General features: G+C 69.9%; 13 protein-coding genes. 3 read left to right on the forward strand and 10 right to left on the reverse strand.

The window, feature by feature from the left end:
• The first annotated feature begins 6 nt into the window (after positions 1–6).
• Genes FJ091_20340 through FJ091_20350 form a run of 3 tightly spaced genes read left to right on the forward strand, consistent with a single transcriptional unit; the run spans position 7 to position 2,030 of the window.
• Entirely contained in the window at positions 7–906 is a 900-nt protein-coding gene (locus tag FJ091_20340; protein ID MBM4385704.1) for a TerC family protein, read from the forward strand.
• 27 nt (positions 907–933) lie between these two features.
• Positions 934–1,575, forward strand: coding sequence for a carbonate dehydratase (gene can / locus FJ091_20345; GenBank protein ID MBM4385705.1), 642 nt, complete (start codon positions 934–936; stop codon positions 1,573–1,575).
• A gap of 17 nt (positions 1,576–1,592) precedes the next feature.
• Positions 1,593–2,030: an OsmC family protein gene (locus FJ091_20350; GenBank protein ID MBM4385706.1), complete on the forward strand. Its 438-nt coding sequence runs from the start codon at positions 1,593–1,595 to the stop codon at positions 2,028–2,030.
• A 114-nt stretch (positions 2,031–2,144) separates the two neighbouring features.
• Here the strand turns inward: FJ091_20350 and FJ091_20355 are convergent, their stop codons facing one another.
• The 10 genes from FJ091_20355 to FJ091_20400 all read right to left on the reverse strand — a co-directional run bounded on the left by FJ091_20355 (position 2,145) and on the right by FJ091_20400 (position 16,151).
• Entirely contained in the window at positions 2,145–3,653 is a 1,509-nt protein-coding gene (locus FJ091_20355; GenBank protein MBM4385707.1) for a carboxylesterase/lipase family protein, read from the reverse strand.
• Positions 3,654–3,938: 285 nt separating this feature from the next.
• Positions 3,939–5,219 carry an MFS transporter gene (locus FJ091_20360; protein ID MBM4385708.1) on the reverse strand — a complete coding sequence of 427 codons (1,281 nt, stop codon included), beginning with the start codon at positions 5,217–5,219 and terminating at the stop codon, positions 3,939–3,941.
• A 12-nt stretch (positions 5,220–5,231) separates the two neighbouring features.
• Positions 5,232–8,006, reverse strand: a complete 2,775-nt coding sequence (gene cas3u / locus FJ091_20365; GenBank protein MBM4385709.1) for a type I-U CRISPR-associated helicase/endonuclease Cas3 — start codon at positions 8,004–8,006, stop codon at positions 5,232–5,234.
• 407 nt (positions 8,007–8,413) lie between these two features.
• Positions 8,414–9,853: a DUF1254 domain-containing protein gene (locus FJ091_20370; protein MBM4385710.1), complete on the reverse strand. Its 1,440-nt coding sequence runs from the start codon at positions 9,851–9,853 to the stop codon at positions 8,414–8,416.
• Entirely contained in the window at positions 9,850–10,653 is an 804-nt protein-coding gene (locus FJ091_20375) for an SDR family oxidoreductase (protein MBM4385711.1), read from the reverse strand. The genes FJ091_20370 and FJ091_20375 overlap by 4 nt, the downstream gene beginning before the upstream one ends.
• Before the next feature lies 1 nt (position 10,654).
• Positions 10,655–11,794: an acyl-CoA/acyl-ACP dehydrogenase gene (locus FJ091_20380; protein MBM4385712.1), complete on the reverse strand. Its 1,140-nt coding sequence runs from the start codon at positions 11,792–11,794 to the stop codon at positions 10,655–10,657.
• A 20-nt stretch (positions 11,795–11,814) separates the two neighbouring features.
• Complete coding sequence (locus tag FJ091_20385; GenBank protein ID MBM4385713.1) at positions 11,815–12,720, reverse strand: SDR family oxidoreductase; 906 nt, start codon at positions 12,718–12,720, stop codon at positions 11,815–11,817.
• 54 nt (positions 12,721–12,774) lie between these two features.
• Positions 12,775–13,926, reverse strand: a complete 1,152-nt coding sequence (locus FJ091_20390) for an acetyl-CoA C-acetyltransferase (GenBank protein ID MBM4385714.1) — start codon at positions 13,924–13,926, stop codon at positions 12,775–12,777.
• A 3-nt stretch (positions 13,927–13,929) separates the two neighbouring features.
• On the reverse strand, positions 13,930–14,991 hold the full coding sequence (locus FJ091_20395) for an acyl-CoA/acyl-ACP dehydrogenase (GenBank protein ID MBM4385715.1): 1,062 nt from the start codon (positions 14,989–14,991) through the stop codon (positions 13,930–13,932).
• A 2-nt stretch (positions 14,992–14,993) separates the two neighbouring features.
• Complete coding sequence (locus tag FJ091_20400) at positions 14,994–16,151, reverse strand: acyl-CoA dehydrogenase (protein MBM4385716.1); 1,158 nt, start codon at positions 16,149–16,151, stop codon at positions 14,994–14,996.
• Between the last annotated feature and the right edge of the window lie 105 nt (positions 16,152–16,256).

A 16,256-nucleotide genomic window follows, 5' to 3' on the forward strand; every position in this document is an offset into this window, starting at 1 on the left:
GGCTTCATCGCGTTCGTGCTCGCGCTGCTGGCGCTCGACCTCGGCGTCTTCCATCGCAAAGCGCACGCGGTCACGGTGAAGGAAGCGGCGATCTGGAGCGCGATCTGGGTGACGCTCGCGCTCGCGTTCAACGCGCTCGTCGTGCATTGGTTCGGCGCCGAGCGCGGCCTCGAGTTCTTGACGGGCTACCTGATCGAGAAGGCGCTCGCGGTCGACAACATCTTCGTCTTCTACGCGATCTTCGCGTACTTCGCGGTGCCCGCGGTGTATCAGCACCGCGTGCTGTTCTGGGGCGTGCTCGGCGCGCTCGAGATGCGCGCGATCTTCATCTTCGCCGGCGCGGCGCTGATCTCGCAGTTCCACTGGGTGATGTACGTGTTCGGCGCGATCCTCGTGATCACCGCGATCAAGCTCTTCACGATGCCCGATGACGGCATCCACCCCGAGCGCAATCCCGTCTACAAGCTGATGCGCCGCATCCTGCCTGCGGTGAACGAGTATCACGGCGCGCGCTTCACGATCGTGCAGCAGGGCAAGCGCTACGCGACGCCACTGCTCGTCGTGCTGCTCCTGATCGAGTGGACCGACCTCGTGTTCGCGGTCGACTCGATTTCGGCGATCTTCGCGATCACGAGCGATCCCTTCATCGTCTTCACCTCGAACATCTTCGCGATCCTCGGCCTGCGCTCGCTGTTCTTCATGCTGCAAGGCGTGATCGGCAAGTTCCATTTGCTGAAGCCCGCGCTCGCCGCGGTGCTGCTCTTCCTCGGCGGCAAGATGCTCTTGATCGACGTCGTGAAGCTGCCGATCGCGGTCTCTCTCGGCGTCGTGGCGGCTTTGATCGCGACCGGCGTGATCGCTTCGCTCGCGCTTCCACCGCGCGCACCGGCTGCCGCGGATCGGTAACGTCGCGGCCACTGCAGGAGAATCGCGTTGCGCTCACTCCCTCAACTCTTCGCGAACAATCGCGCCTGGGCTGAAGGCATGCGGCGCCAGGACCCCGAGTTCTTCACCAAGCTCGCGCGGCAACAGACGCCCGAGTACCTGTGGATCGGCTGCTCCGACAGCCGAGTGCCGGCCAATCAGATCATCGGCCTCTTGCCCGGCGACGTGTTCGTGCACCGCAACGTGGCGAACGTGGTCGTGCACACGGACCTCAACTGCCTCTCGGTGCTGCAGTTCGCGATCGACGTCCTGAAGGTGAAGCACGTGATCGTGTGCGGTCATTATGGGTGCGGCGGCGTGGGCGCGGCGCTTCGGCGCCAGCGCCACGGGCTCGTCGACAACTGGCTCGGTCACGTGCACGACGTCGCCGTGAAGCATCAGGCCCAGCTCGCCGCGCACGCGGACGATGCGCAGCGCCACGCGCGGCTGTGCGAGCTCAACGTGATCGAGCAGGTCGTGAACGTGAGCGAGACGACGGTGGTGCGCGACGCCTGGGCGCGCGGCCAGGCGCTCTCGCTGCACGGCTGGATCTACGGGATCCAGGACGGCCTGCTGCGCGACTTGAAGATGACGGTCGAACGACCCGACGAGGTGAGCGCGCTTCACGTCGCCGCGATCGCGAACCCGTAACCAGCGAGGAGCACGCGATGCAGGATCTCCCGCACACGTACTCGGTCAGCGCGCAGTCGAAACCCGAGGGCGACGTGACGCTCGCGTCGGCGGGCCTCGCCGCGATCGCGTCCGCCGCGCCCATCGAGTTCGGCGGCCCCGGTGATCGCTGGTCGCCCGAGACGCTGCTGGTCGCCGCGGTCGCGGACTGCTTCACGCTCTCGTTCCGCGCCGTCGCCGCGGCCTCGAAGCTCGCGTGGATTTCGCTCGACGTGAGCGCGAGCGGAGTCCTCGACAAGGTCGAGCGCGCTACGCGCTTCACGCGCGTCGAGGTGCGCGCTGCGCTGCGCGTGCATGCCGGCGTCGACCCCGCGCGCGCTCAACGCTTGCTCGAGCGCGCCGAGCAGATCTGCTTCATCAGCAACTCGCTCGTGTGCCCGCGGCACCTCGAAGCGAGCGTGGACGTGGTCGCGTAGCCGCGATCTCCCTGCTCCCTCCGGGGAAATCGTCCCTTCGGCGTCTGACGCTCAGTTTACGAAAATTCGTAAGGTCGGCGTCAGACGCCATTCTTACGGCGCTTGGCATCCCGCTCAGCGCGCTTCGCCGCTCCAGCGCGCGAGCACTTGGCGGTCGCCGTCGAGCGGCGCTTCGGCGAGCTCGCAGCGCGGCCCCAACAACATCGTCGCGCGCCGGCCGGGCTCGAAGTACGTCCAGCGCGGCAAGCTCTCGTGGCTCGGGTCGCCCGTGCGCGCGAAATGGATCCACGCGTTCTGGATTTGGCGCGTGAAGCGCGGCGCGGCGGGGCCGATGCCGGTGAGGCCGCGCGCGAGCGGATGCCGGCCGGTGCCGAACACGAACGGCAGCTCGATCGCGTGGCAAGCGCCGATCGTTCGCGGCGCAGCGGCCGCGCGCCAGTTCACGACGTAGGTGTGCACCGTGCCGCCCGCCGCGTGGTGCGCCTCGGCGAGCCGCGCGGCCGGGCGCACGAACGTGCGCGCGCTCTGGAACGAGTGCCACACGTCGCGGGGCCCGCAGTCGGCACCGCGCTCGGCGAGCGCGTCGCGGAACTCCTTCGCCGCGCGCTTCGGCGTGGGCGCGTGCGAGTAGAGCTCCGGCAGCGCATCGCGGAAGCGCGCTTCGAGGTCGTCCTGCTCGAAGCGCCCGAGGCCCGTGTCGACGACCGCGAACATCTTCCACTCTTCGGAGGTGACGCCCGTCATCAGGTCGATGCGTGAGGTCGCGCCGCGGCGGATCGCGTCGAGCGGCGGCTCCGGGATCAGGTCGCCGTCGACCGCGGGCAGAAACGCCATCAGCTCGCTCGTCGACGCGCGCGCGGCGATCACGTCGCGCTGCGCGCGCAGAATCGTGTCGAACGGGAGCTCGGCGAGCGCCTCGAGCGAGGGTCCGCCGAGCGCGGTGAGAAAGCGCAGCGCGACGCCGCGCGCGTCTTGCTGCGAAATCACGTGGTCGCACGCGCCGCTCTGCGCGATCGCGCGGCGGAACAGCTTGCGCGCGCGCGGCGCGCCGAGCAGCGCGCCCACGGACATACCGCCCGCGCTCTGGCCGAACACCGTGACGCACGCGGGATCGCCGCCGAAGCGCGCGATGTTGTCGCGCACCCACTCGAGCGCGGCGATCTGATCGCGCAGGCCGAGGTTCGTGCTCTCGCGCAGCGCCCCGCCGACACCGAGACCGAGCTGCGCGAAGCCGAGCGCGCCGAGTCGATAGTTGATCGTGACGACCACGACGTCGCCGCGCGTCGCGAGGTCTTCGCCGTTGTAGATCGGCGTCGCGCCGGAGGCGATCAGGAACGCGCCGCCGTGGATCCACACCAGCACCGGGCGCCGCTGCGCGTCGCAAGCGGGCGTCCACACGTTGAGGGTGAGGCAGTCTTCGCCGGCCGTGCGACCTGCGGCGTTGATGAATGAGAAGAAGGGCAGCGAAGTCTGCGGCGCTGCGGGTCCGTAAGACGCTGCGTCGCGCACTCCGCCCCACGGCTCGGGCGGCTGAGGCGGGAGGAAACGGCGCGCACCTCTCAGGGACGCAGCGAACGGAATGCCGAGAAACGAGAGCACGTCGCCGGCAGGTCGGCCTCGCACTTTCCCCGCGTTGGTTTCGACGACTGCGTCCAGCGCTGCGGCTCCAGAGAGGGGAAATCGCACTGTACAGCGATGGCCGGCGAACGCTGGAGCGCGGGTGAGAAATTGCGCGGCTCACCAGCGCGCGAAGACGCTCCGCCCCACCTCGAGGGTGTGGAACACCGCCGCAACCGCGAGCGCCGCGCCGAGCGCCGGCCCCGAGATCAGTCACTCACGGAGCAGCGCGGTGTAGGTCGCAGCGGACAGCGGCAGGCGCTCGGATGCGCCGCGGCCGCGCGGCGCAACTCAGCCGGCTGCGTTCGCGTCGAGGTCGCGCTTCAGCGTGCGCGAGGCCAGCACGAAGTGCAGCGCGGCCCACACGTAGAGCAGCGAGGTCCACGCGAGCGCTTTGCCGAGGCTCGCGGGGTTCGCGGCGCCGCCGAAGGCATCGGACAATGCCCCTGCGAGGAAGGGCCCGCCGCCGAGTCCGATCAGAGTGATTAGGGACGCGATCAACGAGGACACGAAGCCTCGCATACGATCGGGGATCATGCCCTGCATCGCGGCGCCCGCCGGCGCGCTGTGCACGAGCGAGAGGCCGCCGGCGAGCGAGTAGAGCACGACGGAGAGCGTCGCGTGCTCGGTGGATGCGCCGACGAACAGAGCGGGGCACGCAAGCAGGCAGCACAGCGCGGGGGTGAGCAGCACGGCCCGCGGATTCGCGCCCCACTCGCGATTCGTGACGATGCCGCCGGCGACCGCGCCGATCGTGCTGACGATCGCGGCCCATACGAGGCCGAGCGAAGCCTGCGAGTTCGACATGCCGTGCACGCGCTCGAAGAACGCCACGACCCACTGCGCCGAGGCGAAGATTGCGACGCTCGTGAGGATCGTGCCGAGATACGCGTGCAGCAGAGCGGGGCGCTGCGCGACGAGCGCGCCCACTTCGCGCAGGGGGACCGGCGCGGCGGGCGTGAATGCGCGCCCCTCGGACCAGCCGCGCGGTGGCTCCTTCAGCAGCCACGCAAACAGCGCGGCGAAGGCGAGCCCGAATACGCCGGCGCCGAGGAAGAAGCCGCGCCAGCCGAACGCTTCGAGCACGCCCAGGAAGCCGAGCGCGCCCGCAGCGAGTGCGCCCACCGTGGCGCCCGCGTTCGCGAGCGCCATCACGCCGCCGCGCCGCTCCGGCGCGACGTAGTCGACCAGGAGTGGGCTGTTCGTCGCGCCGGCGCTGGCTTGGCCCGATCCGGTGATCAGGCGCGTCGCGAAGAACGCGGCGAAGCCTGGCGCGAGCCCGCCGAGCAGCGTCGCTGCGCTCCACACCGCGATGCCCGTCGCGTAGATCGCTCGACGCGAGAGCCGGTCCGCGAGTCGCCCGAGCAGCGGCGCGCACACGCCGTACGCGACGGCGAACGCGGTGACGAGCAGGCCGAGCTGCTTGTCGGAAGCGTCGAACTCGTCGCCGAGCGCCTTCATCGCGACGGCAAGGGTCTGGCGGTGGAAGAACTCCACGAACACCGCGCCCGCGAGCAGCGCGATCACGAGGTTGACGTAGCGCGGCGAGTAGCGGGGCGCGGTGTCGTTCACGAGCTGCGCTTGTTATTGGCGGACGAACGTGCCCGAGCCGGCCGTCGCGTTGTGTCCGTAGCGGCTCGGCCGCCACGAGATCGTGTTGTGGTTCACGCCGTCACCGTCGAAGTCGGCGACCGTGAGGTTGACGCGCGCCGCGCTCCAGCTTCCGCCCGCCGCGTCATCGAGCCGCGCGCGCGGGATCGACACCTCGAGCGCGTATCCGTCGCTCGTCTCGCGCGCCGCGCACGCGATCTTCGTCGTACTCGCGAACATCTCGAGGACGCGGTCGCGCTCGGCCGCCTGCTGCGGTCCGCAGAACGCCGTGATCGACCTGCCGAGCTCGCCCGTGAGGCGCGCCACGAGGTAGTCCATGTTCTTGTTCCGGGCCGTCTCCGGCCGCGCGTCGAGATTGATCACGACGTGATCCTGCTCGCGCAGCGTCCGATGCGTCGTCGACACGACGTCGTCGTCGCGCACGTGCACGGCGAAGTGGATGCCCGCGTCGTCGTAGCGGGTATCAAACGCGAACGATGCATCGGGCGCACCGCCGTAGTCGCCGTGGCCGCCCTGCTCGCCGGGCGCGCGCACCGCGAAGGCGAGCGGCGCCCACTCGGCGTGGTCGGCGTCCGTAACAACTGGGCGTGAGGCGCGCTTCAGCGCGAAGCCGTTCTCGGGCAGCACGATCGAGCTCGTCTCGACGCTCAGCGGTGCGCCGTTCGGCCCCGTCGTCGCGAGCGTCCAGCGCACGTGCGCGGGCTCGATCGCCTCGTACGCGGCGGGCGCGCGCGCGCGAATCGGCAGCTCGAGGTTCGCGACGTCGCCGGGCGCGACCGTCGCGCTGAGCGTCACGTCGCCGGCGTCGAGCTGCGGGCTGCCTTCCGCGCGTCCGCGCACCTCGAGCGCGTGCTTCCCGTCGTTCGCGATCGAGAAGCGTGCGGTGCCGCTGCGGAACGCATCCGCGTCGCCGCGCAGCGGCTCCTGCACGATCGCGCGCGGCAGCGCGAGCACGAGGGCGCGCTGCTCCTCGGTCACGACGTCGTGCGGCAGGATCCCGTCGAGGCGCAGGTTCGCGATCACCGGGCCCTGCTTCGTCATCGAGACATGCGCGACCTGATCGAACTCGCCCCACGGCGTGCCGCGCAGCTCGCTGCCGCCGCCCGTCGTCGCGAGCGTGATGAACTGCCGGTTGTTACGGACGTGCTCGGTGTAGCGGTGGTAGTGGCCGGCGAAGACCGTGTACGCGCGCTCGTCGAGCAGCCGCTCCACCTTCAGCCAATCCGCGTTGATCGAGGGAGCGGTCGGCTGGCCCGGCAGCGGCTGCTTCGGCACGTCCCAGAGCGGCTGGTGGATGAACACGAACGTCCAGCGCACGCCCGCGTTCTCCCGTAACACCTTCTCCACGTACGCGAGCTGCTCCGCCTGCTTCCACGGACCCGGCAGCTGCGTCTTCGGATCGTGCACCAATCCGAACAGCTCGGAGTTCAGCGCGAGGAAGAGCACGTCCTGATACACGAAGTGGTAGTAGGACGCGCCGAAGCGCTCCTTCCACACTTCGGCCATCACCGCGTTGCTCATGTCGTGATTGCCGGGCACGTAGAAGAACGGCATCTCGAGCTTCGCGGTCGCGGCCTCGAAGCTGTCCCACTCGGCGGCGAGCTTCGCGCGGTCCTCGCTGTAGCCCTCGATCAAGTCGCCGACGCTCATCACGAACTCGGGCCGCACGAGGTTCACCTTCGGCGGCATCACGTCCTCGAACACGCCGTCGCGGTGCTCGCCGGTGCGGTCGGTCACGACGACGAAGTCGAAGTCGCCCTCCTCGCGCAGCGGCGCGGGCTTCGTCCACGGCGCCGCACCGGTCAGGGCGGGAAGCTGGAACGAGGCGAGGGGCAGCTTCGCCGCGACCGTGGCGACGCAGCCGATCGCGGCGGCGGCGCCGAGGAGAAACAGGGGAAGAGATTGGCGACGCATGGAGCCTCCTAAGACGGAAGAGAGGAAGACCACGATTTTGCCTGTGAGTTCCGCAGCCTTCGCGGCGACGCGTTCCGGCAGCTCCGTTCGATCGTCAATGAGGTGCAACCGCAGGCCTTTCCTGGCGCGAAGCCGCTTCGTTACTTCCGAATCGCGGAGGTCCTCGGGGCCGAGCGTGAAATCCGGTTCCGTGCGGCCTGTGGCCGAGAGCGCGAGCACGTTGAGCGGGCGCGTGTCGTTGCAGCGGCGCTGCTCGTCAGCGATGGCAGTCAGCAGCGACTGGAACGCGGGCTCGAGGTGCGCTTCGTCATGGATCAACAGCGCGTCTTGCCCGAGGAGGCCGGCGTGCAGCGGCTTGCTTCGGAAGCCACAGCCGTATCCGCCGAAGAGCAAGCGGCTGCCGATCATGTCGACGGTTCCGACGATGATGGCCGGGCGGGATGGATCTCGCCGCCACGCGGCGTTGTCGGCGAACTCGCCTCGCAGCGTACTGATGGTCAGCGGGTGCTCGGCGGGCACCGCTGCCAACCCGTCGAGGGCATCACGTATGTGCCGCGCTCCAGGCTCGAGGAGTCGGCTGCGCAGCCGCTCGGCCTCGTCGGTGGATTGGTCTACGACCGTGCGCCGGTTGACGACGTACACGAGCCTCCGCGGCAGCCGCGGGTTCTTAGCGAGCGCGAGCATCCACAGGGCTATGACGCTTGTCTTCCCGAGGCCAGTCGGTAGATCGCAGGCCTTGGGAAAGTCATTCGCAACAAAGCGCTCGTACAAGGCACGCTGCCATGGGAACGGTGGATTCCCGGTAAGCAGCGTGAAGTCGTCGTCAAAGACCATGGATGACCCGAGGAATCACGATCGCGACAGCGCCCGCGCGGTCATGGCGGCCAGAGGGCGGCGGATCCGTGAGAAGTACGCGTTCGACGACGCGAAGCGCGAGAGCGTCGTTCGATAGAGCTAGAGGCTCGATCGACTGCGTTGGTTCGATTCGGTTTAAGCTCGATCGACCCGCTCGCCGCATGCCGGGCCCTCGGCTCGAATGCAACGAAGCACAACACACCGTTGCGACAGATCCGGTCACAACCAACGAGATGCTCTCGCCCACGGAGCGGGCGGCCCGAGCCCAAAGTCTCACTGCACGAAGCCCATCCTATGAGAGGCGTTCGCCGTCAGTCAATCGACGAATCGAGGATCACGGCGGGATCTGGCGCGCGCTTGGATTGGCGGATCCGGTGCGCCCCCCCTCACTCCCCCCGCACCACCTCCGGCAACACGTACTCCCCGCTCAGCGCGTCCGCCTTCGGCTCGTACATGCGCACGACGGCGATCAGCGGCCGCGGCGAGCGCGGCGTCGGGAGCCAGTTCTCGTGCGCAGCGGCCGGCCGCTCGGGCTGCAGCGCGATCGTGAGCGAGCCGTCGTCGCCGAACACGAGGCCCGGCGTGCGGTCGCCGATGCTGTATCGTGCGATCTCGTTCTCCACGAGCTTCGCGGTCGCGATGTCGTAGACGATCAGCGACCAGAACGCGCCGACCGGCGGCGTCGCGCCTTTCTCGAAGCGCAGGCGGTAGCGCTTGCCGCCGGTGAGGAGCGCGCCGCCCTGGTCGGTGAGGATCGCGGCGTAGAGGCTCTCTTCGGGGAGATTGCCGTAGCCGCCTTTGACGACCGTGGCGCGCGCGAGGAAGTCGTGGCCGTAGCGGCCGACGAGGCGCGGCGTGATCCAGCCATTCACGCTCGGGCGCGAGGCCTGCATCGACGCGTCGACGAGCCGCTTGCCCGCTTCGAAGGCGCGCTCGAGACCACGCTTCGTGTCTGCATCGAGTTTCGCGAGATCGAGGTCGTGCGCGGGGCCGATGCCGACCGCGTCGAGTTGGGCGATCAGCGCAGCGTCGCTCGCGCGCGGCGGCACTTCGCGCAGCGCCGCGTTCAGCACGTCGAAGTACGCGAGGCCCGCGTGTGCATCCATCGGCGCAGCGTTCACTGCGGGCCCGAGCGCCGGCTTCTGGCCCGGCACGTACTCGCTGAGCGGCACGGTCCAGATCCCGTCGATCAGCGCGAGCGCGGCGGGCGCGTCCTCCGCGCCGTTCACGAGCATGCGACCTAACAACCAGCCCCGTGGCGTCTCGGTCGCCACGGGCGTCACGCCTTCAGGTAGCGAGCCCGCGTAGCCCGGCGGCACGAGCGCGAACATGCGCTCCGCGGTGCCGGTGGTGCGACGGCCGATGTGCTCGACCTCGGAGTAGAAGTTCGTGACCGCGATCGTGTAGTAGCGGCCGGCGGTGTCGGGCACGTGCAGCAGCACGGGCTCCTGCGAGACGTCGTACCAACCGGAGAAGTAGAGCGTGTCGTGATTCGGCATGCGCAGGTTGCCCTGCGTGCTCGGCGTGACGAGCGCGCCGTAGCTGAAGATGCGGTTCACGGGCGCGTACACCTGCTGATCGTTTGCCGTGGGATGCGTCTCGTTGTGCATCTGCTGCGCCATGTCGACGAGCGGATAGCCGTACACGTAGGCGAGCGTGCCCACGTGGAAGGCGAGCTCTTCGCGCACGATCGCGTCGTTGCGCGCCTGACCCGCCGCAATCACGCGCGCCATCAGCGCGGGCGCGAAACGCCAGGCGAGAACGCCCCCGAGCGCGAGGGCGCCTAACAACACGAAGGGCCAGCGGCTCCGCTTGCGCTCGCTCACTTGCGCTCCGGGTCGACGTTCTTCGCTGCGCCGAGGAACGCCGGTGCTTCGCCGCCGCCATGCGCGAGCACGCTGGTTCCGCTCACGTAGCGCGCGAGCGGAGACGCGAGATACAGGCACGCATCCGCGACGTCTTCGGGGTCGCCCATTCTGCCGAGTGGGATCGTGCGACCCACGCTCGCGATGCCCGCCTCATCGCCGTAATGCATGTGCGCCTGCTCGGTGCGAATCAGGCCCGCGGTGACGGCGACGACGCGCACGCGCGGCGCCCACTCGACCGCGAGGCTCGCTGCGAGCGAGAGCAGCCCCGCCTTTGCGGCGCCGTAGGCCGCGGTGCCGGGCGAGGGGCGGATCGCGGAGACGCTCGCGATGAACTCGATCACGCCGCCCTCGGGTTGCTGCTGCATCACCGCGTTCGCGCGCTGCGCGCAGTGGAGCGGACCCAACAAGTTGAGCTGGATGATGCGCTCGTGAAAGCGCGGCGAAGCGGTGGCGGCGTCGGCGGCGGGCGCGCCGCCCGCATTCGCGACGAGCGTGTCGATACGGCCGAAGCGCGCGGCGACCTCGTCGGTCATGCGCGCGACTTGCTCTGCATCGCGCACGTCGCAGGCGAAGAACGCGGCGCTGCGTCCGCCGAAGCCCGGCAGCGCGTCGGGCGCGTTGCGCCCACAGATCGCGACTTCGGCGCCGGCTTCGAGGAAGCGCTCGGCGATGCCGCGCCCGATGCCGCGCGCTCCGCCCGTAACGAGTGCGACCTTGCCGCGGAAGTCGAGAGCCGTCGCGAGGCGGGGCGCACTCATCTCACAGCCCGATCGCGCGCGCGACGAGCTCGCGGTGCCAGCTCGCATCGCCGAGCAGGTTCGCGGAGGAACGCGCGCGCTTGAAGTAGAGGTGCACGTCGTACTCCCAGGTGAAGCCGACGCCGCCGAGAACCTGCAGCGCGTTCGCCGTCGCGAACGAGAACGCCTCGGTGGCGGCCGCTTTGGCCATCGACGCCGCAGCCGGCAGCGCCTCGCCGCCCTGCGCGGCGACGCAGCCGGCGTAATAAACCGCGGAGCGCGCGGCTTCGATCTTCACCATCACGTCGGCGAGCTTGTGCTTCAACGCCTGGAAGCTGCCGATCGTGCGCCCGAACTGCACGCGCTCCTTCGCGTACGCGACCGCGAGGTCGAGCGCGCGCTGCGCGCCGCCGAGCTGCTCTGCCGCGAGCGCCACGGCCGCGCGCTGGAGCGCGAGATCGAGCGCGGGCCACGCGGCGCCTTCAGCGCCGAGGCGCGCGCTGGCGGGCACGCGCACGGAGTCGAGACGAAGCGCCGCGAGGCGTCGCGTTTGGTCGAGCGTCGGCAGTGCCTCTCTTGTGAGGCCCGCCGCGCCCGCGGGCACGGCGAACAGCGAGACACCTGCTTCATCCCGCTTGCTGGGTGCGCGAGCGGCAATCACGAGCAAGTCCGCGCTCGCACCATCGACGACGTAGCGCTTCTCGCCGCGCAGCACGTAATCGCCGCCGCTGCGCTCCCACGTCGCGGCGATCCCCCTCGCGTCCCACGCGCCGCCCGTTTCCGCGAGCGCGAGCGTCGCGCGCGTGCGTCCCTCCGCGATGCCGGGAAGCAGCGCTTCCTGCTGCGCGTGGTCGCCCGCGGCGAGGATCGCGTTCGCGCCGAGGCACACGCTCGCGAAGAACGGCGACGGCGCGAGCGCTTCCCCGATCACTTCTTGCAGCGCGACGAGCTCGACCCAGCTGAGCCCGAGCCCGCCGCAGCTCTCGGGAACCACCACCGCGGTCCAGCCGAGCTCGCCTGCGATCTGCGCCCACAGCTTCTCGTCGTAGCCGAGCGCGCTCTCCATCGCGGTGCGCACCGCCGCCGCGTCGCACGCCTTCGCGAGGAACGCGCGCGCCGTGGCGCGCAGCTCCTGCTGCTCCTCGGTGAAGGCGAAGTTCACGGCCGCCGTCTCCTCACGTTCTACGAGCCGTACACCTTCTGCGCCGGCGTCGCCTTTCGTAACAAGTCGTGCACCGCGGCGCCGATCTCGTCCGCCGCCCAGCGCGCGCCCTTGTCGAGCTTCGGGCCGGCGCGCCAGCCGTCCGCGATCGAGAGCTCGCCCCCCGCGATCTCGAACGTCTGCCCCGTCACGTCCTTCGACTCGGCGCTGCATAGCCACGCGATTAGCGGCGCAACGTTGCCGGGGTGCATCACGTCGAAGCCGGTCTCGGGCGCCTTCATGCGCTCCGCGAATGGCCCCTCGGTCATGCGCGTGCGCGCGGATGGCGCGATCGCGTTGCTGGTGACGCCGTAGCGCGCGAGCTCGGCGGCCTGCACGAGCGTGAGCGTCGCGATGCCGCCCTTCGCTGCGGAGTACGCGCTCTGGCCGACGCTGCCCTGCAGGCCCGCGCCGCTGCTCGTGTTGACGATGCGCGCGTTCGGCTGGCGCCCCGCCTTCGACTCGTTGCGCCAGTACTCGCAGGCGTGGTGCGCGAGGCAAAAGTGGCCCTTCAGGTGCACGCGAATCACCGCGTCCCACTCTTCTTCGGTGCACGAGACGAACATGCGATCGCGTACGAAGCCGGCGTTGTTCACGACCGCGTCGAGGCGCCCGAAGCGCTCGAGCGTCGCAGCGAGTAGCGCCTGCGTCTGCGCCCAGTCCGCGACGTCGGCGCCGTTTGCGAACGCCTCGCCGCCCGCGGCTTTGATCTCGGCCACGACCTGCTCGCCGGGCGACTCGCCCGTGCTCTTCCCGTCGAGCGCGACGCCGAGGTCGTTCACGACGACGCGCGCGCCCTGCCGCCCCAGCTCGAGCGCGTGCTCGCGCCCAATCCCACGCCCCGCGCCCGTGACGATCACGACGCGGCCTTCGCACAGCTTGGTCATCGAATCACCTCGTCAGAAGAAGCGCGGGGTCTGACCCCGCAGCGAGCTCGCGCCTCAGCACCGCTCCAAGATCGTGACGTTCGCTTGCCCGCCGCCCTCGCACATCGTCTGCAGGCCGTAGCGGCCGCCCGTGCGCTCGAGCTCGCTCAGCAGCGTCGTCATGAGGCGCGTGCCGGTGGCGCCGATCGGGTGGCCGAGCGCGATCGCGCCGCCGTTCGGGTTCACGCTCGCGTGGTCGAAGGGCAGCTCCTTCAGCCAGGCGAGCACCACCGGCGCGAACGCTTCGTTGATCTCGACACTCGCGATGTCGCTCGGCTTCATGCCCGTCTTCGCGAGCGCGCGCTTCGTCGCCGGGATCGGCGCGGTGAGCATGTAGATCGGATCGTCCGCGAGCACCGAGAGGTGATGCACGCGCGCGCGCGGCTTCAGGTTGTGCTCCTTCACCGCGCGCTCCGATGCGATCAGCACTGCGCTGGCGCCGTCGCTGATCTGGCTCGAAACGGCGGCCGTGAGGCGCCCGCCCGGAATCAGCGTCGGCAGCTTCGCCATCTTCTCGAGCGAAGTGTCAGGCCGCGGGCCCTCGTCGCGCTCGACGCCGGCGAGCGGCGCGATCTCGTTCTTGAAGCGCCCCTCCGCGGTCGCCTTGCCCGCGCGCTGATGGCTCGCGAGCGCGAAGCGCTCCATGTCCTCGCGCGAAATGCTCCACTTCTCCGCGATCATCTCGGCGCCGCGGAACTGCGAAACCTCCTGCGTGCCGAAGCGCTCCACCCAGCCGGTCGATCCAGAGAACGGGTCGTTGAACCCTAATGACTGCGCGAGGGTCATCGCCGAGGAGATCGGGATCGCGCTCATGTTCTGCACGCCGCCCGCGACCACGAGGTCGCTCGTGCCGCTCATCACGGCCTGCGCCGCGAAGTGCACGCTCTGCTGCGACGACCCGCACTGGCGGTCGATCGTCACGCCCGGCACGTGCTGCGGCAGGCCCGCCGCGAGCCAGCACGTGCGCGCGATGTCGCCGGCCTGCGAGCCGATCGTGTCGCAGCAGCCGAGAATCACGTCCTCGACCGCGCCGGGATCGACGCCAGTGCGGGCCATCAGGGCCTTCAGCACGTGCGCGCCGAGATCGGCCGAGTGAACGCGCGAGAGGCCACCGCCGCGTTTTCCGACCGGTGTGCGAACTGCGTCGACGATGAATGCTTGAGCCATTGGCTAGGCGCCTCCGAGGAAGGTTTGACCGGGGCCGATGGGCAGTGCGCCCTCGAGCACGGCGGCGCGCACGCGCGCCAGGTGAAACGGTGCGCGGCCCCACGCTTGGTCGAGCGACCACGCGCGCCGCATCCAGAGGTGGAGATCTTGCTCCCACGTGTATCCGATCGCGCCGTGGCACTGGAGCGCCATGCGCGCGCCGAGCTTCGCGGCCTCGGTCGCAGCGAGCTTCGCCATCGAGACGTGCACGCCGCGCTGCGGCGAGCCGTGCGCCACCGAGACCGCGGCGCGCATCACCACGGGGCGCGCGTACTCGAGCTTCACCTTCACGTTCGCGAGGTGGTGCTTCACGGCCTGGAACGAGCCGATGGGCTTGCCGAACTGCTTGCGCTCGCTCGTGTAGGCGACCGCGAGCGCGAGCATGCGATCGCACGCGCCGATGGCCTGCGCCGCGCACGCCAGCGCGCCGCGATCGAGCGCGGCATCGAGCAGCGCTCTCGCCGCGTCCCCGCGCGCGACGAGCTGCGCGCGCCGCTCCTCGAACGCGACGCTCGCGATGCGGCGCGAGGGGTCGTTCGCGGGCTGCAGCGTGATGCGCGCAGCGTCGCGCGGCACTGCCCACAGCGAGTCGTCGTGGCGGGGCAGCAACAGCAGATCCGCGATGTGCGCGTCCTCGACGAGCGGCGTGACGGGGTGGCCCGCCGTAACAACTGCCTCGCCTGCGGCGATGCGCGGGAGCCACGTCGCGGCGAGCTCGCCGCCCGCATCGCGCAGCAGCGGCGCCGCCACGGCCATCGTGGCGACGAGCGGCTCCGCGAGCGCGGCGCGCCCGGCCTCCTCGTGAATCAGCACGGCCTCGATCTCGCTGAGGCCCATCCCGCCACTCGCCTCGGGCACGAGCAGGCCGGGCACGCCCACCTCCGCGAGCTGCTTCCACAGCGCGCGCGAGCGGCCGCTCTCGGTCTCCCACAGCTTGCGCAGCGTCTCCGGCGTGTGCTCCTTCGCGAGGAAGTCGCGCACGGTCTCCTGCAATAACAACTGTTCGTCCGTGAAGCGGAAGTCCATCGCTACCTCGGCATCCCGAGAATGCGCTCGGAGATGATGTTGCGCTGGATCTCGTTCGTGCCGGCGTAGATCGGGCCCGAGAGCGCGAACAGGTAGGAGTCGAGCCACGTGCCGACGCCTTGCGCGCCGGGCGCTTCGGGGAGCAGATCCCAGCGGTCGCCGAGAATCTCGAGCGCGAGCTCGTGCATGCGGATGTCGAGCTCGCTCCAGAAGATCTTGTTGAGGCTCGACTCGGTGCCGATCTTGCCGCCAGCGAGGAGCCGCGAGACGGTGCGATACGTCTCGAGCGTGTAGGCCTCCGCGTTCATCCAGCAGCGCACGACTTCGTCGCGCACCGCCTCCTCGACGTTCAGCGCGTTGTCGCGCAGCAGCTGCACGAGGCGCGCCGCGGTGTCCTGAAAGCGCGCGGGGCTGCGCAGCATGAGGCCGCGCTCGAAGCCCGCGGTCGACATCGCGACGTTCCAGCCCGCGCCCTCTTTGCCGAGCGTGTTCGCCACGGGCACGCGCGCGTCGTCGAAGAACACCTCGGCGAAGCCGGTCTCGCCGTCGAGCTGCGCGATGGGGCGCACCGTGATGCCGGGCGTGTTCAGCGGAACGAGAATGAACGTGAGGCCGTTGTGCCGCTCGCTGTTCGGATCGGTGCGGAACATTCCGAACAGCCAGTCGGCGAAGGCACCGCGCGAGGCCCAGGTCTTCTGGCCCTTCAGCACGTAGTGATCGCCTTCGCGGCGGGCGGTGCTCGTGATGGCCGCCATGTCCGAGCCCGCGTTCGGCTCGCTCCAGCCCTGCGCCCAGACTTCTTCGCTCGACGCGATCTTCGGCAGGAAGCGCGCCTTCTGCTCCGGCGTGCCGTACTCCATGATCGTCGGCCCGAGCAGAAACACGCCGTTCTGGTTGATGCGCTTCGGCGCGCGCGCGCGGTAGTACTCCTCCTCGAAGATCAACCACTCGAGCAGATTCGCGCCGCGCCCGCCGTACTCCTTCGGCCACGGCACCATCGCCCAGCCCGCGGCGTCGAGCTTCTTCTCCCACGCGCGGTGCTGCGCTGCGCCCGCAGCCGTGTCGAACGACGCGAGCGGCTCGCTCGGCACGTTCGCCTCGAGCCATGCGCGCGCTTCGGCGCGGAAGGCGTTCTCGCGATCGGTGTAGGTGAGGTTCATCGCTGCTCTCGGATCCCAGGAGCCGGGGACGTTCCGCAAGTAAGTAAAGGAGGCGCTGCTTTACTTTCTCGCGGAACGTCCCCGCCTTCGTTGTCTTGCCTCGTT

The organism is Deltaproteobacteria bacterium, from assembly GCA_016875395.1.
In the GTDB taxonomy this organism is placed as follows: domain Bacteria; phylum Myxococcota_A; class UBA9160; order UBA9160; family UBA6930; genus VGRF01.

Excerpts from the sequence above, each read along its gene's own strand:
- FJ091_20350 (MBM4385706.1), top strand. The coding sequence starts at position 1,593 with ATGCAGGATCTCCCGCACACGTACTCGGTCAGCGCGCAGTCGAAACCC.
- cas3u (MBM4385709.1), bottom strand. The coding sequence starts at position 8,006 with ATGGTCTTTGACGACGACTTCACGCTGCTTACCGGGAATCCACCGTTC.
- FJ091_20375 (MBM4385711.1), bottom strand. The coding sequence starts at position 10,653 with ATGAGTGCGCCCCGCCTCGCGACGGCTCTCGACTTCCGCGGCAAGGTC.
- FJ091_20385 (MBM4385713.1), bottom strand. The coding sequence starts at position 12,720 with ATGACCAAGCTGTGCGAAGGCCGCGTCGTGATCGTCACGGGCGCGGGG.
- FJ091_20390 (MBM4385714.1), bottom strand. The coding sequence starts at position 13,926 with ATGGCTCAAGCATTCATCGTCGACGCAGTTCGCACACCGGTCGGAAAA.
- FJ091_20395 (MBM4385715.1), bottom strand. The coding sequence starts at position 14,991 with ATGGACTTCCGCTTCACGGACGAACAGTTGTTATTGCAGGAGACCGTG.
- FJ091_20400 (MBM4385716.1), bottom strand. The coding sequence starts at position 16,151 with ATGAACCTCACCTACACCGATCGCGAGAACGCCTTCCGCGCCGAAGCG.